The following is a 20,613-nucleotide window of genomic DNA, read 5'->3' on the forward strand; positions in this document are numbered from 1 at the left end:
GTCAGTCCTCCCGCAGGGGGTTGGGCACGGGGACGTAGCCGGCGGCGCGGTCGGCCGAGCGCGCCCAGCGGGCGCGCAGGTTCGCCTTGGCCGGCAGCGGCACCCCGGCCAGCAGGGCGCGCAGCCGGGCCGCGTCGGTGGGCGCGGCCGGCGGGTGCTCGGCGGCGTACCGGGCCAGCCGCTCCCGGGCCGCCCGCCACAGCGCCCGCTCCAGGCCGGGGTGCCGGTCGGCCAGCGCCGCCGCGATCTCGGCCAGGTGGTTGACGACCAGGCAGTACACCACCCGCCGCCAGCCCCGCTCGGCGTCGTAGCGGACCGACTCGCGGACCCGCTCCGGCAGCCCGTCCAGCGCCCAGCGGCCGGTGACCAGCTTGGTGCCCTCCAGATCGCGGAAGATCGCCTGGACGGGCGTCCCCGAACCGTCCACCGCCACCAGCACGTTCTGCAGGTGCGGCTCCAGCACCACCCCGTGCGCCAGGTAGGCGTGCAGCACCGGGGGCGCCACCAGCCCGACGTAGGCGTCCCACCAGCGCAGCGCGTCGTCCGGCTCGGCCACCGCGGGCAGCCGGGCCAGCGCCGCGGGCGAGGAGCCGTAGGGGTCGGCGAGCGCGCCGGCCACCAGCGGGGTGCCCGCCAGCCCGCCCACGCCCTGCCGTAGGATCACCCCGAGCCCTTCGTGCAGCCGGCGGTCGGCCAGCGCGACGCTGCGGTAGCCGGGTTCGGCGAGCAGCGCGCACCCGCCGAACAGCCCGGCCAGCGCGGCGGCGACCGGGCGCAGCAGCCGGTCCAGCGCCACCGCCCCCGACAGCTCGTACCAGGCGTTCTTGCGGACGCAGTTGGTGATGCGCACGTCCAGGCTGAACTTGCAGAACAGGTCGGCGCCCGGCACGTACACCGTCCGCACCGACGCCGTGGGCACCGCCTCCGGACCGGCCGGGCCCAGGTCGAGCACGCTCCCGTCGGCCAGCGCCCGGCGCAGCAGCGGCCGGTCGGCGAGCAGCGCGAGCTGCCAGGGATGCGCCGGCAGCGCCCGGTAGCCCGGCGGGACGGGCCCGCCCGGCAGCCCGTCCAGCGCGCCCGCGTCGCCCTCCTCGACGACCAGACCGGTACGGACGGCCAGCAGGCGCAGCGGGAACCGGGCACCGACCTCCGGGGAGTAGGCCAGCCAGTCGGCGGGGGCGCCCTGCCGGGCTTTCGGGGCCGGGTGGTACCGGTGCCCGGCCACCAGCGCCTGCTCGGACCCCAGGTACGACACCGGCTCCAGGTCGTCCCCGGCGGGACGGGCGGCGAGGATGGCGGCCAGCGCGGTGTGGCTGGCGTCCACCTGCCCGGGGAACTCCGGGTTGGCGTGCCCGGTGGCCAGTTCCAACTCGCCGGCGACCAGGTCGGCCAGTCGCCGCCAGCCCACCGGCAACCACGCGTCGCCGCGGCGTTCCTCGACCGGCGGTGCGGCCCGGTACGGGGGGCGGACGAGCCGGGCGCGCAGCGTCACCCCGACCCGGGGCAGGCCCAGCAGCACCCGGTCGCCGGCCGCGCGCACCTGGTGCTCGGGCGCGCAGACCTCCCGGACCAGGCAGTTCAGCAGCGCGGACGCGGTCGCGTCGGCGGCGGTGAAGGTGGTGCGGGTCAGTAACACGAGTCGTCCCGAAGGTAGTTGGGTCCGGGTGGGCCGTAGTGCTTGTTGATGTCGCGTGCACCGGTCCGCGCCTTGTCGACGAGGGTGCCGGCGGTGACCATCGCCTTGGTCGGCAGCCGGTCGGCGTCCAGCGTCCGGGCGCGCAGGTGGGCGTCCTCGGGGCCGAGCGCCGCGTCGAGCCGTTCCCGGACCAGGCCGAGGCCGGTGCGCAGCGGCAGCAGCCCCCGCTCGGCGAGCCCGAAGGCCGGCGCGGCGGCGCACAGGTGCAGGGTGATCGTCACGAAGACGCGGGCCAGCGCCTCCGGGTCGGTGGTGCGCATCCGCGTGTCGGCGAAGTCGCACGGCCCCAGCGCGCCGGCCCGGCGGGGGTCCACCAGCGCGCCGTCGTTGTCCTTGAGCAGCAGGGCGAGCCGGTCGCCGAGGACGAGGGAGACGTTCTGCTGGTGCGCCTCCAGCGCGATGCCGTACCGGAACAGGGCGACGTTCCAGCGGAACAGGGCCGTCAGGTAGGTGCCGAACAGTTCGCGCGCCCCCCACCGCTCGATCACCCACCCGCCGTCGGGCGCGGGGGCCAGCAGCGCCGCCACGGGGACCACCGGCACGCCCGCTGTCTCCGCCGGGAACCGGCGGACGAGGTAGCCCAGCCGGGGGTCGCCCGCGTGCCCGTAGGTCTGCTCGTCGGCCAGCAGCACGGGCAGGTCCGGTTCGCGGGCGAGCACGCCGCGCAGCAGCCGCTCGGCCCGCGCCCCGTCCGCGAGCGTGTCCGGCGCGATGGTGCGCCGGTTGCGCCGGCCGAGGGTGCTGGTCGGCAGCGGCACCTTCAGGTGCGCCGCCGGGTCCACGGCCACGGTGCGCATGGACAGCGTGGGCCGCACCTCCAGGTACGGCTCGGGGGCGACCCGGACCCGCGGCGGGGGGACGGTCAGCGGGTGCAGCGGCAGCAGGTCGTGCCCGGGCGCGGGCGCCAGCCCGACGTCCGCCGGGGCGGGCCACCACGCGGGCCGCCGGCCGACGGCGGTCACCCGCTCGCGCGGGACCGCGGCCCAGCGCAGCCGGAACACCGGGTGGAACTCCGGGGCGTACCGCAGCAACTCGGGCTCGGTGAGCCCGGCCCGTCCCCGCCCCGCCGGGTGGACGGGATGGTCGGCGTGCGCGGCGAGCGTCTCGTAGTACGTGCCCGGGCCGGTGTCGGGGGCGGTGCGCACCCGGTCGAGCACCGCGGCTCGGGCGGACTCCTGCGCCCGCAGCGCGGCCAGCGCCTCCCGGCATTCCTGTTCGAAGCCGGCGATGTCGTCGCGGGGGTCGGCCACCTGCCGGGCGATCGCCAGCACGTCGTCCAGCCGCAGCCCCTGGCCGGGGTCGACGACGCGCTCGGCCAGGAAGCCCGGGTAGAGCCCGGCGCCCGGCAGCCCGGCCGAGCGCAGCCGGATCGCCGGCCCGCCCGGCGGGCGCAGTTCCGCCCCGTCCTCCCCGCCGGCGTACCGGCGCAGCCCGCCGTAGTCCTCGCGCAGCAGGGCGTCCAGGACCCGGGCGGCCAGGGCGGGCTCCCCGGTCAACGGATCTCCCACGAGTGCCCGGCCCGGAACCGGGCGACCGCCGCCTCCACCGCCGTCCGGTCGGGTCCCAGGGCCCGGAGGGTGCCCAGGTAGTCGCGGTTGGTCCGGGTGTGCGCGATCGTCTCGCCGGGGGAGCGGTGCGGCCGGTACGTCAGCCGCACCCCGCCGTCGGCGAGGTCCAGCGGGCCGGGTGCGGCGGCGAGCGTCCCGGCGCGGTCGGCGATCACGTAGTCGACGACGGCGTGGCCGCGGGCGGGGCCGAGGTCGGGTGCGGGTTCGCCCAGGTGCACCCGCAGGACGTGCTCGAAGAGGGGCGCGCCGAGCAGGTCGGCCAGCAGCAGGTCGCAGTGGTCGCCGATGACGCGGTAGTTGACCTCGACCAGCGTGGTCCGGCCCGCGTGCACCGTGAACTCGGTGTGGCAGGCGCCGAACCCGACGCCCAGCCGCTCCAGCGCGGCCAGCACCTGCCCGGTCTCGGGGGGCGGGGGCGCCCAGTCGAGCCGTTCCTCGACGAAGTGCGGGGGAGGGGAGATGGTGGTGCGGAACGAGCCGAGGACCCGCGTGGTCCGGCCGTCGCCCAGGGTCTCCAGCGTGTGCAGGGCGCCGGGGAGGAACGCCTCGGCCAGTAGCGGGTCGGCGCGCCGGGTGCGGATCTCGCGGTGCCGCCGGGCCAGTTCCGCGGCGTCCCGGACGAGGAAGACGTCCTCGCTGGCCACGCCTTCCCGGGGTTTGAGCACCAGCGGGTAGGGGGCGGCGGCGAAGTCGGTGGCCGGGTCGGTGGCCGGGTCGGCGCCGACCTCCGCGGCGAACACCCCGTCGCCGAGGTGCCGGCGCATCAGGGCCTTGTTCTTGGTGCGCAGCGCGGCCCGCCAGTCCTTGCCGGGCAGGCCGAAGTAGTCGGCGGCCAGCGCGACCGGCGCCTGCAGGTGGTCGCTGTTGGAGAAGATCGCGCCGGGGTCGCGGATCGCGGCGACCAGGGCGCGGACGTCGGTCACCTCGCACTCGACGATCGGCGGCGCGGCAGCGCCGTAGGCCCGGGCGTGGTCGGCCGGGCGGTCGGTGAGCAGTACGGTCTCCAGGCCGAGCCGGGCGGCGGCGGGCAGGAAGCCGTGGGAGACCGAGTCGGTCACCTTGCCGGCGACAAGGTACAGCCGCGTCACCGCCGAAACCCTTTCACCTAGGTTAGCCTTGCCTAAGTTACTTGATCACCATAGCCCCCGTTCACCGCCGCGTCGGACAACCCTGCCATGGCGTGTCCCACACGGCCGGGCGGCGGCCAAGATGGACCCATGGAGCTCATCGACCGCTGGGTCGCCCTCGCCGGTTCCGACACGCGCACGCTGGGCGCCAGCCTGGTCGCCCGCTACACCGAGCCGCACCGCCGCTACCACACCGCCCGGCACCTCGCCGCGGTGCTCGACCTGGTCGACGAACTGGCCGGGCACGCGGACGACGCCGACGCGGTCAGGTTCGCCGCGTGGTTCCACGACGCGGTGTACAACCCTGAGCGCGGCGACAACGAGGAGCGCAGCGCCCGGCTGGCCGAGCGGATGCTCACCGACACCGACCTGCCCGCCCCGACGGTCGCCGAGGTGGCCCGGCTGGTGCGGCTCACCGAGTCCCACGCGCCCGGCCCGGGCGACCGTAACGGGCAGGTGCTGTGCGACGCCGACCTGGCGATCCTGGCGGCCGACCCGCGCTCGTACGCCGAGTACGCCGCCGCGGTCCGCGCCGAGTACGCGTTCGTCCCCGACGAACTGTTCGAGCGGGGCCGCGCCCAGGTGCTGCGCGCCCTGCTGGACCTGCCCACCCTCTTCCACACCCCGGTCGGATACGACCGCTACGAGCACCGGGCCCGCCACAACCTGAAGACCGAACTCCTCCTCCTGCCCGGCTGACCCCCCGCCCCCAGCTGATCCTTCAGCCTTCGGTGCACCAGAGCACCCCGGATGCTGAAGGATCACGTTCCAGGAGGCAGACGCGCACTGATCCTTCAGCATCCGAGGTGCTGTGACGCTCTGAAAGCCGAAGGATCACGTTCCACGGTTCAGGGCGTCATGACGGCTCGGGGGCCGAAGGAGCGCGGGGGCGCCGGGGTTTGCGGCGGCGGAGGCCGGCGCGGGTGAGGCGGGTCAGCAGTTCCTGGCAGCCGACCGGTTCGGCGCCCGCCGCGATGGCCTTCTCGTACATCTCGGCCGGAACGTCGTAATGGTCCCGGTCGAACGCGCGCGGCGGCACGCCGAGCCGGTCGGCGAAGGCGTGCAACTCCGCGTAGGAGACATCGCTGACCAGGTGCGACCAGACACGCCCACGCCAGGGCCACAGCGGGGGGTCGATCAGGATCACGGCGTCTCCTCGGTGTGTCGATCACCTAGAGTGCCAGGCATGGACACGCTTGGCTGGCTGGCCCTGTCGCGGGGGGTGCTCGACCGGGTGGCGGAACGCCGCCGGGACGAAGAGTGGGTCGAGGAGCTGTGGACCGATCCACGCACCCGGGTGCTGCCGGTGCACGAGGGCCGGGCGCTGGTGCGGCTCGACGGCACGCCGGAACTGCACCTGCTGCCCAGCGACCGCTTCCCCACACCGCCGCAGGACCGGCTGCTGCTGGGGGTGGACGACGAGGGCACCGGCTACTTCGCGGCGTTCGGCCCGCTGCCCCTCATCGAGGGCACCGAGCGCGCCCAGCTGCGCCGGGTCGGGGCGCTGCTGTCCGACCGCGACTCCGGCCTGCTGACCCACGCGGTGGCGCTGTACAACTGGCACGCCACCCACCGGTACTGCCCGCGCTGCGGCGAGCCGACCCAGCCGGTCGCGGCCGGGCACGTGCGCGCCTGCCCGGCCTGCGGGGCCGAGCAGTTCCCCCGGGTGGACCCCGCCGTCATCATGCTGGTCCGCGACGCCGACGACCGGCTGCTCCTGGCCCGGCACCCCGAATGGCCGGAGCGCCGGGTCTCGATCCTGGCCGGCTTCGTCGAGCCGGGCGAGTCGCTGGAGCAGGCGGTGATCCGCGAGGTGCGCGAGGAGGTCGGTCTGGTCGTCGGCGACGTCCGCTACCTCGGCAGCCAGCCCTGGCCGCTGCCGCAGAGCCTGATGCTCGGCTTCTTCTGCCAGGCCGAGCCGGACCAGGAACTGCACGAGGACGAGGAGGAGATCACCGACGCCCGCTGGTACGACCGCGACGAGCTCCAGGCCGCCGCCACCGCGGGCGACATCCTGCTGCCGGGCAAGATCTCCATTGCCCGGCAGCTCATCGAACGCTGGTACGGCGGGCCGCTCCCGGGTTCCTGGGGCCTGTAGGAAGGCCCTCAGGAGAGGGTCGCCAGGTGCGCCTTGACGGCCTTGGCCGAGGGGTTCGTCATCGCCTTGCCGTCGGGGAACAGCAGGGTGGGCACGGTCTGGTTGCCGCCGTTGACGCTCATCACGAACTCGGCCGCGGCCGGGTCCCGCTCGATGTCGACCTCGACCATTTCGATTCCCTCGCGGGCGAGCTGGCTCTTCAGCCTGCGGCAGAAACCGCACCACGTCGTGGTGTACATGGTGAGCTGACCGGTGGCCGGCGTGGTCGGGGTGGTCATCGGTACGTCGTCTCCCTTGGTGGTTCTTTGGCGATCCGTTGACTCGGCATTGAAGGAAACACCGGTGCCCGGCGGCTCATTCCGGCCCTATTCCATCGGGTCCGGCGCCCCGGGGGGCGTGCGGGGGCGTTCCGAGCGGCCGTGGCGGCTGCAAGGATGAGGCCGGGGAGAGGAGTGAGGCGCATGGGCCTGCCGTTGTCCGACCGGGTGGAGGCGGTGCTCGACGGGCTCGACCCCGAGCAGCGGGCGGTGGCCGAGGCGGTGCGCGGGCCGGTCTGCGTGCTGGCCGGTGCCGGGACCGGCAAGACCCGGGCGATCACCCACCGCATCGCGTACGCGACGCTGACCGGCGCGGTCGCCCCGCAGCGGGTGCTGGCCGTGACGTTCACCAACCGCGCCGCCGGCGAGCTGCGTTCCCGGCTGCGCGCGCTGGGCGCCCCGGGCGTCCAGGCCCGCACCTTCCACGCGGCGGCGCTGCGCCAGCTGGGCTACTTCTGGCCGCGGGTGATCGGCGGCGAGCAACCCAAGATCATCGAGTCCAAGATCGCGCTGGTGGCCGACGCGGCCCGCGCCTGCCGGCTGTCCTACGGCCGCACCGAGCTGCGCGACATCGCCGGCGAGGTCGAGTGGGCCAAGGTCACCCAGACCCGGCCCGAGGAGTACCCGGCGGCGGTCGCCGGCAGCGCCCGCCGGCCCCCGGCCGACGTGGTCGACGTGGCCCGGGTCTACGCGATGTACGAGCAGCTGCGCCGCGAACGCAACCTGCTCGACTTCGAGGGGATGCTGGAGCTGACCGCGGCGGTCCTCGCCGAGCACCCCGACGTGGCCCGCCAGGTCCGCGACCAGTACCGGTACTTCGTCGTCGACGAGTTCCAGGACGTCAACCCGCTGCAGAAGCTGCTGCTCGACACCTGGCTGGGCGACCGCGACGACCTGTGCGTGGTCGGCGACCCCAGCCAGACGATCTACTCCTTCACCGGCGCGACCCCCGACTACCTTCTCGGTTTCACCCGCGACCACCCCGGCGCCACCGTGGTCCGGCTGGTGCGCGACTACCGCTCCACCCCGCAGGTCGTCCAGTTGGCCAACGAGGTGCTGGCCCGGGGCGGGGCGCGGCACCGGCTGGAACTCGTCGCGCAGCGGCCCACCGGCCCCGAGCCGGTCTACACCGAGTACGACGACGAGGTGGCCGAAGCCGAGGACGTCGCCCGCCGGGCCCGCAAGCTGATCGACGAGGGGGTACCCGCCCGCGAGATCGCGGTGCTGTTCCGCGTCAACGCCCAGTCCGAGACCTACGAGTCGGCCTTCGCCGACGCGGACGTGCCGTACGTGCTGCGTGGCGCCGAGCGCTTCTTCGAGCGGGCGGCGGTCCGCGAGGCGGTGATCCGGCTGCGCGGCGCCGCCCGCGCCGGGGCCGACGCCGAGACCGACGGCACGGGGCTGATCGCCACCGTCCGGCACGTGCTGGTCGGGGTGGGCTTCACCGACCGGGCGCCCGAGGGCACCGGCGCCGCCCGCGAGCGCTGGGAGTCACTGGCCGCGCTGGCCCAGCTCGCCGAGGACATGGCCGCCGACGACCCGAAGGCGGGCCTGCCCGAGTTCGTCGCCGAGCTGGAGGACCGCGCCGCCGCCCAGCACGCCCCGCCGCTGGAGGGGGTCACCCTGGCCTCCCTGCACACGGCCAAGGGCCTGGAGTGGGACGCGGTCTTCCTCGTCGGCCTGGTCGAGGGCACCCTGCCGATCGTCTACGCCGACACCCCCGGCAAGGTCGAGGAGGAGCGGCGGCTGCTGTACGTGGGGGTGACCCGGGCCCGCGAGCACCTCGCCCTGTCCTGGGCGCTGGCCCGGTCGCCCGGCGCGCGCAAGGGCCGCCGGCCGTCCCGGTTCCTGGAGGGGCTGGCCCCGCAGACCGTCACCCCCGCCCCCGCCCGGGTCGACCGCACCCGCCGGCGCGCCGCGAGCCGGGGCCCGCAGCCCTGCCGGGTCTGCGAGCGGCCGCTGACCGCGGCCCTGGAGCGCAAGCTCGGCCGCTGCGAGACCTGCCCCGCCGACCTGGACGAGGCGCTGCTGCTGCGGCTGAAGGAGTGGCGGGCCGGCGTCGCCCGGGAGCAGAAGGTCCCGGCGTACGTCGTCTTCACCGACGTGACGCTCCAGGCGATCGCCGAGCGCGGTCCGGCCACGCTGGAGGAACTGGCCGGCATCCCCGGGGTCGGTGCGGCCAAGCTTGACCGGCACGGTTCCGCCGTCCTCGCCCTCGTCACCGGGGCAGATAGGTGAAAAGTGTGTGAAAAGGCCCACGCCATCCGGGGCGAGAGTGCTAGTGCAGGCCGCTGAGCTGCGGCGATGCTCCGCTCCGCGCAACGTTCTCCGGGGTACGGCACGGTTCACGGCACCGGGCCTGGTTGACTGGCCCGCGTGCTTGACGACGCGCCGCGAGCGGAGCCTGCGATGAACCCCGCGCTGAAAGAGCTGCTCACCCTGCTGGACCTGGAGCAGATCGAGAACGACATCTTCCGGGGACGCAGCCCCGACGAGAGCCGGCAGCGGGTCTTCGGCGGCCAGGTGGCGGGGCAGGCCCTGGTGGCGGCCGGCCGGACGGTGCCGGTGAACCGCCCGGTGCACTCCCTGCACGCTTACTTCATCCGGCCCGGCGACCCGTCGGTCCCGATCGTCTACACGGTCGACCGGGTGCGCGACGGGCGCTCGTTCACCACCCGGCGGGTGGTGGCCGTACAGCACGGCAAGGCGATCTTCACGCTCTCGGCGTCGTTCCAGATCGTCGAGAAGGGCCCCGAGCACCAGGCGCCGATGCCCGAGGTGCCCGCCCCGGAGACGCTGCCCACCATGGAAGAGCGCATCACGCCGATCTTCGGCGAGAAGGCCGCCGAGATGTTCGGCCGCCGCCGGCCCTTCGACATCCGGCACGCCACCCCGCTCACCTACGAGGCGGTCAAGGACCCGAGCCTGATCACCGACAGGACGAACGTGTGGCTCAAGGTGGACGGCGAACTGCCCGACGACCCGCTGCTGCACGTGTGCCTGATGACGTACGCGTCCGACATGACGCTGCTCGACACCGTGCTGCTCAACCACGGTCTGGCCTGGAACGACGGGCGTACGATGGGTGCCAGCCTGGACCACGCCATGTGGTTCCACCGGCCGTTCCGGGCCGACGACTGGCTGCTGTACGCGCAGGACACGCCGTTCGCCGGGAGCGCCCGGGGCCTGGCCCACGGGCAGGTCTTCACCCGCTCCGGAGAGCTCGTGGTCTCGGTGATGCAAGAAGGGCTCGTCAGGGTCGTAGACGCTGACTGAGCCCGTCTGGTTCCCTCGAAAAAAGATTAAAACCGCAGGTCAAAAATGCCTTGATTGATTTGCGGATGTCCCCGTACGCTCAACGCGAGCACTCAGACAGGCGAGCGCACTCGCGCCCGCACGAGTAGCAGAGAGGTGGTGTGCAGTCCGGTGATCAGCAATCTGACGATCAAATCAGCGCAGAGCTGGACTGCAGTGCTGCCCGGCATGTATGCCGACGGACCATTCATGTCCGTTCCCGCACACCTCGTCGATTCGCAGCTCTGCGCCCCGGCCTGGCAGGCCGAGCCCGCGCGACTGCGTGACGTGCGGCAAGCCCAGGAAGCGCAGAGGGGGAGTGTCTTCGCAGGCATCCCCGTCATCGCCCCGACGGCCCACATGACCACCAAGCGTGGCGTGCCGGGTTCGTGGACCTGGAGGCGACCGGTTTAGACCACCGGCACAGCCCCCAGGCCGCGGATCCGACACCGGATCCGCGGCCTCTTTGTTTTGGCCGGAGAACCACCCGAGAAAACCCGTTGAGATCCAACGAGAGGGATCAAGTTGACTCCGATGCAGGGGGCACTCGCCGTGCGCGAGGAGGACCTCGAGCTGCCTTGCCGTACCGACCCGGAGCTCTTCTTCGCTGAGACCCCGGCCGATGTCGAGCTGGCCAAGGCCCTGTGCCTGGACTGCCCGATCCTCAAGTCCTGCCTGGCCGGCGCGCTGGAGCGTGCCGAGCCGTGGGGTGTCTGGGGCGGCGAGCTGTTCGTCCGTGGCGTCGTCGTGCCGCGCAAGCGGCCGCGGGGCCGTCCGCGCAAGAACGCCGAAGTGGTCGCGTGACCGAGATGGCCCACACCGACACGCGGAACGATCGAAGGGAAGCCGTGGCCGCGCTCCCCGAGCGGGGGGCGCGGTCGCGCGCCGCACAGGAGCAGACGATGAGCCTACTGAGCGTAGAACTGTCCAGAGAACGAATACGCGAGCTGGAGCGCCGGTCCGAGCGCCGGCACCTGGTCGCGCGGGCGCGTGCCGTGCGGCGCGCCCGCCGGGGCGCCCTGATCAGGGCGATCCGGTTGAGCGGGGACGTCCGGCCCCCGCACTGAGCCACGAACCGCCCCCGCCCGGGACATCCGGGCGGGGGCCCGAGCCAAGAGCGCCCGCCGGCACCGGTAGCGCGCCGCCGCCCTTCTTGGATGGTTTGGCGGCAGGCGCCCCCCGGCCGGGCCTCCGGAGTGTCGGCCCCCTATGGCCGGCGCTCGGCCGCGGGCCCCGCGTTCACCACCTGCGCGGGGCCCGCCGCATGCCCGGGGTCAGCCGGCGGCCGTCACTCCCAGCGGGCTTTCAGGCCGGCGTAGACCCCGCCGCATGCCCGGGGTCAGCCAGCGCGGCCTCCTCGGCCTCTTCTCCGTCGTCGGCGAAACCGGGCACCCAGGTCAGTGCCTCGCCGCGGAAGGGGCCCTCGGCCTCCAGTTGGCACAGCACTCCGGTTCCCGCGGTGACAACCCGGTGGATGAGCACGTACGAGGGCGGCAGGTTGAGCTGCCGGACGACGTTGGTGGGCCGCAGGTCGGTGACCCGGGCGGCCTCCTGCCGCAGCCACTCGCGGCTGAACTTGAACGTGTCCTCGATCAGCGGTTCGGCGATCGGGGCGATGAAGGCGTGCAGCGACTCGGGGTCGACCTCGACGCCCTCGCGCAGGAAGTTCTCCGCGCGCAGTTCCTGCTCGATCTTGTCGACGTCGAGCAGGGTGCCGATGCGCATGAGCACCCCGATCCGCCGGTGGAAGCCGCCGGGCAGCCGGTCGACCGCACCGAAGTCGATCACACCGAGCCGGCCGTCGGGCAGCAGCAGGTAGTTGCCGGGGTGCGGGTCGGCGTGCAGCAGCCCGCACCGGGCGGGGCCGGAGAACAGGAAGCGGCAGTAGAGCAGGCCCGCCCGGTCACGTTGCTCCTGGGTGCCGGAGCTGATGATCTTCGACAGCGGGGTGCCGTCGTCGATCCATTCGGTCACCAGTACGTGGCCGGACTGGGCGATCACCTCGGGGACGAAGAAGTCGGGGTCGTCCTTGTACGCCTGGTGGAAGGAGCGCTGCGAGTCGGCCTCGATGGTGTAGTCGAGTTCCTCGGCCACCCGCTCCTTGAGTTCGGCGAGCATCTCCTTGATCTCCAGCCCCGGCATCAGGGCCGCGAACAGCCGGCTCAGCCGGGCCATCTGGTTGAAGTCGCCCATCAGGGCCTTGCCGGCCCCGGGGTACTGCACCTTGACGGCGACGGCGCGCCCGTCCTTCCAGACCGCCTTGTGCACCTGGCCGATCGACGCGGCGGCGGCCGGCCGGTCGTCGAACTCGGCGAACTGGTCCCGCCAGTCGGCGCCCAGGTTCTCGGCCAGGACGTTGTGCACCGTTCTGGCGGGCAGCGGTGGCGCGGCGTCCTGCAACTTGGTGAGGGTGGCCCGGTACGGCCCGGCGATCTCGGGCGGCAGCGCGGCCTCGAAGATCGAGAGCATCTGGCCGACCTTCATCGCTCCGCCCTTGAGCTCGCCGAGCACCTTGAAAAGCTGTTCGGCGGTGCGCTGCTGGATCTCCAGCGCCACCATCTCGGCGGGCTTGCCCAGGGTGCGCTTGCCCATGCCGAGCGCGGTACGGCCGGCGAAACCGATGGGGAGGGACGCAAGCTTTGCTGTCCGCGTCACCGCGCGGCGGGGGAGGTCGCTCACAGGCTCATTGTCCGGGATCGGTGTCATTCTTGCCACAACGACCTTGGGGATTCCTTGGCCGGTAATTACCTCCACTGTAGCTACCTGCACAAACTGGGTAAGTGTGCGCTTTCTCACCCTGGTCTCCAGGGGCGCCCGGCCCGGCGCGGCCCCGCCGCACTACTCTCCCGACCATGTCCGATGAGCTGCTGATCGACCGCCGTCCTGACGGGATCGCCGTCCTCACGCTGAACGCCCCCGAGCGTCGCAACGCCATGTCCGACGAGATGACCGCCGCCTGGACGGAGGCGATGGCCGGGCTGCGCACCGACCCCGACCTGCGGTGCGTCGTCGTGACGGGCGCCGGCACCGCCTTCACCTCCGGCGGCGACCTGTCCTGGATCGGCGAGGGCAACGCGCTGGAGGTCCCCGCACTGCGCGACCGGATGCTGCGGTTCTACCGCGACTGGCTGGAGATCCGGCGGCTGGAGGTACCGACCATCGCGGCGATCAACGGGCACGCGGTGGGAGCCGGGCTCTGCCTGGCCCTCGCCTGCGACCTGAGGTACGCCGCCGCCGGGGCCAAGCTGCTCGCCCCCTTCACCGCCCTGGGGCTGCACCCCGGCATGTCGGCCACCTGGCTGCTGCCGGAGGTGGCGGGGCTGCCGCTGGCCCGCGAAATGCTCTTCACCGGACGGGCGGTCACCGGCGCGCAGGCCGAGACGTACGGCCTGGTCAACCGGGCCGTGCCCGACGGCGAGGCGCTGACGGAAGCGCTGTCGGTGGCCGCGGACATCGCCGTCAAGGCGCCCATCGCCACCCGCCTCACCAAGGTGGCGCTCGCTGGCGGCGGCCACGCCGACATGGAGACGGCGCTGCGCTGGGAGTCGCTGGCGCAACCGGTCACCATGGCCTCGCAGGACCTGCTCGAAGGGCTCGCCGCCCAGCGCGAGCGCCGCCGCCCCGAGTTCACCGGGCACTGACTGGGAGTGGAGATGGCTGTGACGTCCAGGTCAACAGCTGCCCACGAGCTGGGTGGAAATTGTGGAAACATTGGGGATCTGTTGAATTAACCCGTCCTGAGCTGGGCGAACTCGTGGCACCCCCTGTGGGGAACGCCAACTTTTAGGTAACGTTCCCAAGGTGCCCCCCAACGTCGAGGTCCGCCGCAGCGCCCGACGCCGACGGACCGTGTCCGCATACCGTGACGGTGACAAAACCGTGGTGACGGTGCCCTCCCGCCTGAGCGAGGCGCAGGAGGAACAATGGATCGCGACCATCCTGGAACGCCTGGCCGAACGCGAGCGCCGCAGACGGCCCAGCGACGAGGCCCTGTTCGACCGGGCTCGCGACCTGTCGCGCCGCTACCTGGAGGGCCGCGCCGAACCGGTGAGCGTCCGCTGGGTCGACAACCAGCGCACCCGGTGGGGGTCGTGCACGCCCGAGGACGGCACGATCAGGTTGTCCACCCGGCTGCGGGGCATGCCCGCCTGGGTCGTCGACTACGTGATCGTGCACGAGCTGGCGCACCTGCTCGTCCCCGGGCACGGGCCGGAGTTCTGGGCCCTGGTCGGCCGCTACCCCAAGACCGAACGGGCCCGCGGCTACCTGGAGGGTGTGGTGGCCGCCGCCCACCTGCCCGCCGAGCCGCCCCACGAGCCGTCCCACCAGGGCGACCTGCACGAGGCCGCCGGGTGACCGTCCGCCACGTGGCGATCCTCGCCGGTGCGGGTGGCCGCGCGGCGGCGCCACCCGGTGTCGACGCGGAACTGTTCCGGCGGGCGATGCTGGAGGACACCTACGAGGTGGTCGCCGGGCTGGAACTGGTGACCCCCGCGCTGACCCTCCCGCCCGGCGGCCGGGCCGAGGCCGAGTCGATCGTCTGGCCGGGTACGCAGCTGCTGCGGGCCGGTACCGCGGCGCAGGTACTGGCCGAACTGGCGGACCTGGGCGCCGAGGAGGCGGCCCTCGTCGTCCCGGACGTGCCCGACCTGCCCGCACTGCTGATCGGCAAGCTGTTCCGCGCGCTCGGCGGAGCACCGGTGGCGGCCTGCCCCGCCGCAGACGGCTCCCTCGTCGCCGTCGCCGTACGGCTGCCCGCCCCCGGCTGGCTGGACGACCTCGACCTCGACGCCCCCGACGCCGCCGCCCGGCTGCGCGGCGCCGCGCCCGGCGCGGGCCTGGTCCGCCGCGGCCCTGGCTGGCACCGCCTGCGCACCCCCGCCGACCTGCACCACCTCGACCCCGGCCTGGAGGGCTGGGACACCACCCGCACCCTGCTCCAGGGCGTTCCCCTGAACTGACCACCTGGCGCGGTCTCCCACGGTGTCCAGCCACGCCTTCGCTGATCCTTCAGCTCTCGGTGCGCCATGGCGCACCGAAGACTGAAGGTCACCTGGTGGGAGCGCATGCAGCGGTGATCCTTCAGCTTTCAGGGCGCTCCAGCACACCGGATCCTGAAGGATCAGCCGGGCTTCGCTCATGCCCGCTGATCCTTCAGCTCTCGGGGCGCTACGGCGCGCCGAGAGCTGAAGGATCACAGAGGAGGGGCGGAGGGGTGTCACGGACATCGCCGGGTGCCGTGCTGAGGGGGTTCCGTTCAGCGGGGGGTGGTGGCCAGCAGCGGGTGGGCGCCGGCGACGAGGCGGTGCAGGACCGCGTCGCTCAGCTCCGGGAGCGCGTCCACCGGGAACCAGCGCAGGTCGTCGGACTCGGTGCTGATGTGGGCTCGTGCCCCCGCGGGGGCGATCGCCGCGTACTGCACGTCCAGGTGGTAGGAGCCCTCGGGGTGGCAGCGCACCGCGTGCCGGTCGATCCGCACCGGGTCGGGGAGCAGTCGCAGCCCGGCGATGCCGGACTCCTCGGTGGCCTCCCGCAGTGCGGCTTCGGCCAGCGTCCCGTCGCCGGGTTCGCAGTGGCCGCCGAGTTGCAGCCAGAGCCCGACCTTGGGGTGCAGGGTCAGCAGCACCCGTTCGCCCGTCGCGTCGAACACCGCCGAACTGGCGGTGATGTGCCCGGGCACGCACCCCCGCCACACCCCGTCGGGGTGGGTGGCCAGGTGCGCCAGGAAGTCCCCGCGCAGCGCCTCCTGCGCGGCGTCGGGGGCCTGCCAGCCGGTGAGCACCCGCACGACGTCCGCGTGCAGGTCACCGCGCGGACCGGTCATGCCTGGGCCGGGGGCTCGTCGCCGGGCTCGTCGGGCTTCTCGCCGGTGTCCTGGTCGGTGTCCTTGGCGGGGGGCGCGTCCAGCTGCGAGAGGTCCAGGTCGGGTTGCTTGCCGGACACGAACGCCGTGGGGTCCTCCAGGTCGTCCGCGGTCGGCATCAGGTCGGGGTGCTCCCACACCGCGTCCCGGCCCTCGACGCCGCGCTCCTTGGCGAGCGCCGTCCACAGCGCGGCGGCCTCGCGCAGCCGCCGGGGCCGCAGTTCCAGCCCGACCAGGGTGGCGAAGGTGCGCTCGGCCGGGCCTCCGGTGGCCCGCCGCCGGCGGACGGCCTCGGCCAGCCGCACCGACTCGGGCAACCGGTCGGCCGCGACCGCGTTCACCACGGTGTCGACCCAGCCCTCCACCAGCGCCAGCGCCGTCTCCAGCCGGGCCAGCGCCGCCTTCTGCTGCGGGGTCTCCTCCGGCTGGAGCTGCAACTCGCCGCCGAGCGCCCGCTGCAACGCCTCGGGGTCGTTGATGTCGAGCCCGGCCACCGCCTGCTCGATGCCCGACAGGTCGACGGTGATGCCGCGCGCGTAGTCCTCGACCGCGCCCAGCAGATGCGACCTCAGCCACGGCACGTGCGCGAACAGCCGCTGGTGCGCGGCCTCGCGCAGCGCCAGGTAGAGCCGCACCTCCTCGGCGGGGACCTCCAGCCCCGCGCCGAACGCGGTCACTCCCGCGGGCAGCAGCGCGCCGACGCCCTCGGGTGCCAGCGGCAGGCCCACGTCGGCCGACCCGACGACCTCCAGCGCCAGCGCGCCGAGCGCCTGGCCGGCCTGGGTGCCGACCATCGCCCCGGCCATCTGCTTGACCATGCCGACCAGCGGGCCGGCCATGGCCTGCATCTCCTCCGGCATCGCCCCGCCCATGGACTCGACCATGCGCGCGGCGATCGGGTCGCACAGCTGGGCCCACACGGGGAGCGTCCGCTCGATCCACTCCGAGCGGCTCCAGGTCTCGGGGGTGCGGATGCCGGCGGGCAGCGTGGTGCCCTCGTCCAGCCACAGGTCGGCCAGCCGCAGCGCCTCGGTCACCTGGCGGCGCTCGGCGTCGACCACGGAGGGGTCGCCCTTCTCGACCACGGTGTGCCGGGCGATGTTCTTGGCCAGGTCCCAGTTCAGCGGGCCACCGCTGCCCTGGCCGCTCAGCATGTCGGCCATCCGGTGCAACATGTCGGCGAGCTGGCTCATGTCACCACCCAGACCGGGCATACCGCCCAGGCCGAACGGGTCCTGAGGTTTGTCGTCGTCACCGTCTCCGGGCCGGTTGAAGCCAAAAGGTCGGTCACTCACCTGGCTCGTCATCTCCCTCGGGCGGGATTACGGTTGGAATCCCCGGGCGCTGACCGGGGAGGACGTCAAAGTGCCATACGGTCACGTTAGTCGGTCTAGCGATCGAGACGTACCCGGGAAGGGGGCACGGGCAGTGACGAACCAGCAGGTTCGCGCACGGCGTAGCGCGGGCCCGGTCGTCGCCGTCACCGGAGCGGCGACCGGAGCCGGGCGCGCACTGGCCCGCCGGCTGGCCGAGAGCGCCGGGATCCGCAAGGTCGTGGCCATCGACGACCACCGCGGCGACGTGCAGGGCGTGCTGTGGCGGGTGACCGACGTGCGCGACCCGCTGCTGTCGCGCCGGCTCTCCGACGTCGACGTGATCGTCCACCTCGATCTGGACCAGTCGCCCGAGAGCGACCCGCGCGAGCGCCGCGCCTACAACGTCCGGGGCACGCAGACAGTGCTCACCGCGGCCGGCGCGGCCCGGGTCCGCCATGTCGTCCTGGTGACCAGCGCCATGGTCTACGGGGCCGAGCCCGACAACCCGGTGCCGCTGGCCGAGGACACCCAGGTCCGGGCGCAGGCCGACTCCGGTGTCACCGGCGACCACCTGGAGGTCGAGGAACTGGCGGCACGGTCGCCGGCCGCCCACCCCGGGCTCACCGTCACGGTCGTGCGGCCCGCCGCCCTGGTCGGCCCCGAGATCGACACCGTGATCACCCGGCACTTCGAGGCGCCCCGGCTGCTGGCGGTCAAGGGGGTTCCGGTCCGCTGGCAGTTCTGCCATATCGAGGACCTGGTCACGGCGCTGGAACACGTCGTGCTGGCCCGGATGCCGGGCGTCGTCGCGGTGGGCTGCGAGGGCTGGCTGGAAGCCGCCCAGGTGACCGAGATCACCGGCAAGCGGAGCTTCGAGCTGCCCGCCGCGCTCACCTTCGGCACCGCGCAGCGGCTGCACCGGCTCGGCCTCACCCCGGCACCCGCCACCGACCTGCACTTCGTCGCCTACCCGTGGGTGGTCGACTGCGCGGCGCTGCGGGCGGCGGGCTGGAAACCGAAGTACGACAACGCCGGCGCGCTCCGCGCCCTGCTGGAGGAGACCGCCGGCCGGCACGCGGTCGCCGGCCGCCGGGTCGGCGGCAAGGAGGCGACCATGGCCACCGCGGCGGGCGCCACCGCCGCCGTCCTCGGCGCCGCCGCGATCGCCCGCGCCCGCCGCCGCCGTCGCCGCTGAGGAACGCCGGAAAGCACCGCACGCACCGCTAGGAGGTGCCGCACGAGGGCACGGAGCCCCGTCCGGTGCGCAGCGCGTCGAGCGAGGTGACCGCGCTGTGCAGGGTGTCGGCGCGGATCAGGCGCAGCCCGTCGGGGCGGGCGGGCAGCGCCTCGTCGCAGTTGTCCTTCGGGGTCAGGAAGACCGTCGCCCCGGCCCGGCGGGCGGCGATCATCTTCTGCTGGATGCCGCCGATCGGGCCGACCCGGCCGCTGGGGGTGATGGTGCCGGTGCCGGCGATGAACCGCCCGCCGGTCATCGAGCCGGGCGTCAGCTTGTCGACGATCGCCAGCGAGAACATCAGCCCGGCGCTGGGGCCGCCCACGTCACCGACGCTGATCTGGACCTTGACCGGGAACCGGAAGTCCTCGCGGAGGGTGATGCCGATCACCGCCCGGCCGGCGTCCTCCGGTGAGGGGGCGGTCTTCAGCTGGACGCTCTCCCGCTTGCCGCCCCGCTCGACGGTGACGGCCACCGTGTCGCCGGGCCGGTACCTGCGCATCGTGTCGGTGACGGCGGACGCGCTGCTCACCGGGGTGCCGCCGACGTCCACGATCTTGTCGCCCGGCCGCAGCCGGCCCGCCGCGGGCAGGCCGGACTGCACCGTGTCGACCACCGGGAACCCGTAGGGGATCTTGAGTTCGGTCAGTGCCGCCGCCACCGAGTCCTGCTGGGAGTCGACCATCTGGCGGGTGGTCTCCTGCTCGACCTGCTTCTTGCTCTCGTTCCGGGGGAAGATCGTCTCTTCCGGCACGATCGCGGTCGAGGGGTCGAGCCAGCCGCGCAGCGCGGTGAACATGTCGATCCGGTTGCCCGGCCCGCCGCGGTAGGCCACCGTCGTGAAGTTCAGGTGCCCGCCGTCGTCGTAGATCTGCCGTCCCTCGATCGTGATCAGCGGTTTGCCCTGGGCGGACCGGCCGAGCGTGTTGGTCGTCGGGCCCGGGGTCAGCGCCACGTAGGGCACCGGGACGAGGGCTCCCCCCGCGGCGAGCAGCACCGTGAAGATGCCCGCGAGAAGGAGGGTGAGAGCACGGCGAGACATGAGCGGAAGCCTATGCGGTCCTCAGCAGGCGCCCACCCACTCGGAGTCGCCGTCGGCGAACACCTGGTGCTTCCAGATCGGCACCCGTTCCTTCAGGTCGTCGATCAGCCGCCGGCACGCCTCGAACGCCTCGGCCCGGTGCGGGCAGGCCGCCACCACCACGACCGCCAGATCGCCGATCTCCAGGTCGCCGACCCGGTGCACGGCGGCCAGCGCCCGCACCGGGAAGTCCGCGGCGACCTTCTCCATGACCGCGCGCAGCTCCCGCTCGGCCGAGGGGTGCGCGCTGTAGGACAGCCGGGTCACCGGGCGCCGGTGGTCGTGGTCGCGGACCGTCCCCACGAACAGGGCGGTGCCGCCCGCGGCCGGATCACCGACCGCGGCCAGCGCCTCGTCGACGGACAGGGGGGTGTCGCGAATGCCGATCAGCCGGATGACGTCCACCCGGAAAGGCTACCCGCCGGGCTCGACATCGGGCTCGAAGGTGGCGATCAAAGCGTCGGCCAGTGCCGGCACCAGATCAGGGCCGGACAGCACCTCGTCGTCGGCGTCGTGCCGGCGCATCCGCAGCGCCGAGTGCCGGTCGCCGTCGCGCAGCACGCCCACCACCATCCGGACGTCCTCGCGCAGCGGATGCTCGGCCACCCAGGCGGCGGCCTCGGCCTCGTTCTCGGGGATGTCGGCCTCCGCCTCCGGCGGCAGGACGACCCGCTCCACGACCAGCGCGCAGCCCGAGACCGCCTCGGGCCAGACGATGCGGGCCAGCGCCTCGTCGAGGCCGTCGGCCTCGGGCAGCTCACCCTGCTCCAGCGCGGCGAAGGTGTCGGCTTCAGGGTCCAGCCCGAGCTGTCCGGCCAGTTCCGGGTCGGCCCGGCGCAGTTCGGCGGACGCCACCAGCGCGTACAGGCGGGGCGGCGTGTCCCAGCCGGCCGTGGCGGAGTGCCGCTCCAGATCGAGCACGACCTCTTCCAGTAGATTCACCCCTCCATTCTTTCGCCGAATCGTCCGCTTCGGGCGAGGGAACCCCTCGCGTCCTCGATAAGTTGCAATAGGAAGCG

22 protein-coding genes are annotated in these 20,613 nt (G+C 73.5%); 11 read left to right on the forward strand and 11 right to left on the reverse strand.

Annotation, left to right across the window (positions count from 1 at the left end):
• Position 1: 1 nt before the first annotated feature.
• The 3 genes from DPM19_RS35795 to DPM19_RS19735 are packed head-to-tail and all read right to left on the reverse strand — an operon-like array spanning position 2 to position 4,352.
• On the reverse strand, positions 2-1,636 hold the full coding sequence (locus tag DPM19_RS35795) for an IucA/IucC family protein (protein WP_199485178.1): 1,635 nt from the start codon (positions 1,634-1,636) through the stop codon (positions 2-4).
• Positions 1,627-3,192: an IucA/IucC family protein gene (locus DPM19_RS35800; protein WP_233510514.1), complete on the reverse strand. Its 1,566-nt coding sequence runs from the start codon at positions 3,190-3,192 to the stop codon at positions 1,627-1,629. The genes DPM19_RS35795 and DPM19_RS35800 overlap by 10 nt, the downstream gene beginning before the upstream one ends.
• Complete coding sequence (locus tag DPM19_RS19735; RefSeq protein WP_111869437.1) at positions 3,189-4,352, reverse strand: ATP-grasp domain-containing protein; 1,164 nt, start codon at positions 4,350-4,352, stop codon at positions 3,189-3,191. Before DPM19_RS19735 ends, DPM19_RS35800 begins: the two co-directional genes overlap by 4 nt.
• Positions 4,353-4,481: 129 nt before the next feature.
• Between DPM19_RS19735 and DPM19_RS19740 the strand changes: the two genes are divergently transcribed.
• The gene (locus DPM19_RS19740) at positions 4,482-5,090 is read left to right on the forward strand and encodes an HD domain-containing protein (protein WP_111869438.1); all 609 of its coding nucleotides are present in this window, start codon (positions 4,482-4,484) and stop codon (positions 5,088-5,090) included.
• 157 nt (positions 5,091-5,247) lie between these two features.
• Here the strand turns inward: DPM19_RS19740 and DPM19_RS19745 are convergent, their stop codons facing one another.
• The gene (locus DPM19_RS19745; protein ID WP_111869439.1) at positions 5,248-5,538 is read right to left on the reverse strand and encodes a DUF4031 domain-containing protein; all 291 of its coding nucleotides are present in this window, start codon (positions 5,536-5,538) and stop codon (positions 5,248-5,250) included.
• Positions 5,539-5,577: 39 nt separating this feature from the next.
• Here DPM19_RS19745 and nudC point away from each other — a divergent pair, with 39 nt between their 5' ends.
• Positions 5,578-6,489 (forward strand): NAD(+) diphosphatase, encoded by a 912-nt coding sequence (gene nudC / locus DPM19_RS19750; RefSeq protein WP_111869440.1) that lies wholly within the window; start codon positions 5,578-5,580, stop codon positions 6,487-6,489.
• A gap of 8 nt (positions 6,490-6,497) precedes the next feature.
• On the opposite strand, the gene DPM19_RS19755 is transcribed toward nudC, so the two are convergent.
• Positions 6,498-6,767 carry a mycoredoxin gene (locus tag DPM19_RS19755; RefSeq protein WP_111869441.1) on the reverse strand — a complete coding sequence of 90 codons (270 nt, stop codon included), beginning with the start codon at positions 6,765-6,767 and terminating at the stop codon, positions 6,498-6,500.
• Positions 6,768-6,950: 183 nt separating this feature from the next.
• Between DPM19_RS19755 and DPM19_RS19760 the strand changes: the two genes are divergently transcribed.
• From DPM19_RS19760 to DPM19_RS35350, 5 genes are all read left to right on the forward strand, one after another.
• Positions 6,951-9,044 (forward strand): ATP-dependent DNA helicase UvrD2, encoded by a 2,094-nt coding sequence (locus tag DPM19_RS19760; protein ID WP_111869442.1) that lies wholly within the window; start codon positions 6,951-6,953, stop codon positions 9,042-9,044.
• A 171-nt stretch (positions 9,045-9,215) separates the two neighbouring features.
• Entirely contained in the window at positions 9,216-10,082 is an 867-nt protein-coding gene (gene tesB, locus DPM19_RS19765; RefSeq protein WP_111869443.1) for an acyl-CoA thioesterase II, read from the forward strand.
• 150 nt (positions 10,083-10,232) lie between these two features.
• Positions 10,233-10,514: a hypothetical protein gene (locus tag DPM19_RS34890; RefSeq protein WP_146778923.1), complete on the forward strand. Its 282-nt coding sequence runs from the start codon at positions 10,233-10,235 to the stop codon at positions 10,512-10,514.
• 120 nt (positions 10,515-10,634) lie between these two features.
• Positions 10,635-10,904 (forward strand): WhiB family transcriptional regulator, encoded by a 270-nt coding sequence (locus DPM19_RS19770; RefSeq protein ID WP_111869444.1) that lies wholly within the window; start codon positions 10,635-10,637, stop codon positions 10,902-10,904.
• Between the two features lie 98 nt (positions 10,905-11,002).
• Positions 11,003-11,167 carry a hypothetical protein gene (locus tag DPM19_RS35350; protein WP_158566835.1) on the forward strand — a complete coding sequence of 55 codons (165 nt, stop codon included), beginning with the start codon at positions 11,003-11,005 and terminating at the stop codon, positions 11,165-11,167.
• 238 nt (positions 11,168-11,405) lie between these two features.
• Here DPM19_RS35350 and DPM19_RS19780 read toward each other — a convergent pair whose 3' ends face one another.
• The gene (locus tag DPM19_RS19780; protein WP_111869446.1) at positions 11,406-12,779 is read right to left on the reverse strand and encodes an ABC1 kinase family protein; all 1,374 of its coding nucleotides are present in this window, start codon (positions 12,777-12,779) and stop codon (positions 11,406-11,408) included.
• A gap of 173 nt (positions 12,780-12,952) precedes the next feature.
• Here DPM19_RS19780 and DPM19_RS19785 point away from each other — a divergent pair, with 173 nt between their 5' ends.
• The 3 genes from DPM19_RS19785 (at position 12,953) to DPM19_RS19795 (ending at position 15,061) form a co-directional block, all read left to right on the forward strand.
• Complete coding sequence (locus DPM19_RS19785) at positions 12,953-13,741, forward strand: enoyl-CoA hydratase/isomerase family protein (RefSeq protein WP_111869447.1); 789 nt, start codon at positions 12,953-12,955, stop codon at positions 13,739-13,741.
• Between the two features lie 208 nt (positions 13,742-13,949).
• A complete protein-coding gene (locus DPM19_RS19790) occupies positions 13,950-14,456 on the forward strand; it encodes a M48 metallopeptidase family protein (RefSeq protein WP_111869448.1) in 507 nt (168 codons plus the stop codon).
• A complete protein-coding gene (locus tag DPM19_RS19795; protein WP_233510515.1) occupies positions 14,453-15,061 on the forward strand; it encodes a hypothetical protein in 609 nt (202 codons plus the stop codon). The genes DPM19_RS19790 and DPM19_RS19795 overlap by 4 nt, the downstream gene beginning before the upstream one ends.
• Positions 15,062-15,357: 296 nt before the next feature.
• On the opposite strand, the gene DPM19_RS19800 is transcribed toward DPM19_RS19795, so the two are convergent.
• Both DPM19_RS19800 and DPM19_RS19805 read right to left on the reverse strand, forming a co-directional pair.
• Positions 15,358-15,924, reverse strand: coding sequence for an NUDIX hydrolase (locus DPM19_RS19800; protein ID WP_111869449.1), 567 nt, complete (start codon positions 15,922-15,924; stop codon positions 15,358-15,360).
• Positions 15,921-17,258, reverse strand: a complete 1,338-nt coding sequence (locus DPM19_RS19805) for a zinc-dependent metalloprotease (RefSeq protein ID WP_111869649.1) — start codon at positions 17,256-17,258, stop codon at positions 15,921-15,923. The genes DPM19_RS19800 and DPM19_RS19805 overlap by 4 nt, the downstream gene beginning before the upstream one ends.
• A 133-nt stretch (positions 17,259-17,391) precedes the next feature.
• Between DPM19_RS19805 and DPM19_RS19810 the strand changes: the two genes are divergently transcribed.
• Positions 17,392-18,474 carry an NAD-dependent epimerase/dehydratase family protein gene (locus tag DPM19_RS19810; protein WP_111869450.1) on the forward strand — a complete coding sequence of 361 codons (1,083 nt, stop codon included), beginning with the start codon at positions 17,392-17,394 and terminating at the stop codon, positions 18,472-18,474.
• 28 nt (positions 18,475-18,502) lie between these two features.
• On the opposite strand, the gene DPM19_RS19815 is transcribed toward DPM19_RS19810, so the two are convergent.
• From DPM19_RS19815 to DPM19_RS19825, 3 genes are read right to left on the reverse strand one after another with little or no spacing between them, the layout of a single operon-like run.
• Positions 18,503-19,555 carry a YlbL family protein gene (locus DPM19_RS19815; protein ID WP_111869451.1) on the reverse strand — a complete coding sequence of 351 codons (1,053 nt, stop codon included), beginning with the start codon at positions 19,553-19,555 and terminating at the stop codon, positions 18,503-18,505.
• A gap of 21 nt (positions 19,556-19,576) precedes the next feature.
• Entirely contained in the window at positions 19,577-19,999 is a 423-nt protein-coding gene (locus tag DPM19_RS19820) for a molybdenum cofactor biosynthesis protein MoaE (protein ID WP_111869452.1), read from the reverse strand.
• A gap of 9 nt (positions 20,000-20,008) precedes the next feature.
• Entirely contained in the window at positions 20,009-20,536 is a 528-nt protein-coding gene (locus DPM19_RS19825) for a PPA1309 family protein (protein WP_199485181.1), read from the reverse strand.
• Positions 20,537-20,613 lie beyond the last annotated feature (77 nt).

This window comes from Actinomadura craniellae (genome assembly GCF_003289645.1).
In the GTDB taxonomy this organism is placed as follows: domain Bacteria; phylum Actinomycetota; class Actinomycetes; order Streptosporangiales; family Streptosporangiaceae; genus Actinomadura_D; species Actinomadura_D craniellae.

Bases quoted from the DNA above. Each gene is read 5' to 3' on its own strand.
- DPM19_RS19740 (WP_111869438.1), top strand. From the start codon at position 4,482: ATGGAGCTCATCGACCGCTGGGTCGCCCTCGCCGGTTCCGACACGCGC.
- nudC (WP_111869440.1), top strand. From the start codon at position 5,578: ATGGACACGCTTGGCTGGCTGGCCCTGTCGCGGGGGGTGCTCGACCGG.
- DPM19_RS19755 (WP_111869441.1), bottom strand. From the start codon at position 6,767: ATGACCACCCCGACCACGCCGGCCACCGGTCAGCTCACCATGTACACC.
- DPM19_RS19760 (WP_111869442.1), top strand. From the start codon at position 6,951: ATGGGCCTGCCGTTGTCCGACCGGGTGGAGGCGGTGCTCGACGGGCTC.
- tesB (WP_111869443.1), top strand. From the start codon at position 9,216: ATGAACCCCGCGCTGAAAGAGCTGCTCACCCTGCTGGACCTGGAGCAG.
- DPM19_RS19770 (WP_111869444.1), top strand. From the start codon at position 10,635: ATGCAGGGGGCACTCGCCGTGCGCGAGGAGGACCTCGAGCTGCCTTGC.
- DPM19_RS35350 (WP_158566835.1), top strand. From the start codon at position 11,003: ATGAGCCTACTGAGCGTAGAACTGTCCAGAGAACGAATACGCGAGCTG.
- DPM19_RS19785 (WP_111869447.1), top strand. From the start codon at position 12,953: ATGTCCGATGAGCTGCTGATCGACCGCCGTCCTGACGGGATCGCCGTC.
- DPM19_RS19800 (WP_111869449.1), bottom strand. From the start codon at position 15,924: ATGACCGGTCCGCGCGGTGACCTGCACGCGGACGTCGTGCGGGTGCTC.
- DPM19_RS19815 (WP_111869451.1), bottom strand. From the start codon at position 19,555: ATGTCTCGCCGTGCTCTCACCCTCCTTCTCGCGGGCATCTTCACGGTG.